Source organism: Nesterenkonia sphaerica, from assembly GCF_005771565.1.
Lineage (GTDB): Bacteria > Actinomycetota > Actinomycetes > Actinomycetales > Micrococcaceae > Nesterenkonia > Nesterenkonia sphaerica.
Genome location: NZ_VAWA01000051.1, coordinates 1 through 1,149, shown reverse-complemented (window position 1 = coordinate 1,149; position 1,149 = coordinate 1). Strand labels below are relative to the sequence as shown.

Here is a 1,149-nt window from a genome sequence, read left to right as displayed (position 1 = left end):
GGCACCGCCCAGATGATCCGTCACCAGCGGCAGCAGGTCCTTGATGCTGCCTACGCTGCTCACCCTGAGCGGTTCCACCGACGTCCCCGACCGCCGCGCCTTCCGGAGAAGGCAACGATCAACGACCCCGCCGCCAGAACACCCCGACTATCCAACTAACTGTAGTTCCCCGACACGTTGTGATCGGTCCGTGAAGTAGGCGGAGACCTCCGGTATCGATGTGGGTGTACCACCACTCACGACTCGATATGGAGGTCTCCTATGGTTCACCGTAGATCACCACTGACCCCAGAAGGAAGGCGACGCATCGTGTCGCTGGTCATTGACCACGGCTGGTCCCAGCGCCGGGTCGCTGAGCGGTTCCAAGTATCCCCAGCCACAGTCTCGAAATGGGTGAAGCGTCACCGGCAGGGCGAGGGGTTCGAAGACCGTTCCAGCCGTCCTCACCACACTCCGCGCAGATTGCCGGCCCGCACTGAGCGCCGGATCATTGCGCTGCGATTCACTCACAAGTGGGGACCCCACCGTATTGGTGCTCACCTCGGCATTCCGCGTTCCACAGTAGGCAGGGTGCTCACTCGGTACCGGATGCCCCGCTTGGAGTGCATTGACCAGGCCACAGGACTTCCCGTACGCCGCATGAGCCCCCACCGGTACCAGGCAGCTGCTCCGGGTGAGCTGGTGCATGTGGATGTCAAGAAGCTGGGTAAGATTCCCGACGGTGGCGGGTGGCGGATCCACGGGCGCAGCAGCTCCTTAGCCAAGGCTGCTGATCGGTGGAAGACCAGAACCCACCAGGGCGGATACCGGTATCTGCATCACGCCGTCGATGATTACTCCCGGGTGGTGTACTCCGAGATCCTCGATGATGAGCGCAAGCACACCGCTGCAGGGTTCTGGCGTCGGGCCAGTGCGTTCTTCCACAGCATCGGCGTTGAGGTCACCGCGGTGATGACCGATAACGGGTCGTGTTACCGCTCGGGAGAGTTCAAGAAAGCGCTGGGCGAGGCCATCAAACACCAACGGACTAAGCCCCGCCGGCCGCAGACCAACGGCAAGGTCGAGCGGTTCAACAGGACGTTGATGCAGGAATGGGCCTACGCGAGGCCCTACTCCAACGAATCAGCCCGTGAAACCTCCTACCAGGAG

The 1,149-nt window shown here is 62.3% G+C and carries 1 protein-coding gene; it reads left to right on the top strand.

Going from position 1 to position 1,149, the window contains the following annotated elements; genetic code table 11:
• Positions 1-261: 261 nt before the first annotated feature.
• Positions 262-1,149: IS481 family transposase (locus FEF27_RS13030; protein ID WP_138171310.1), on the top strand; the 888-nt coding region annotated here is incomplete at its 3' end.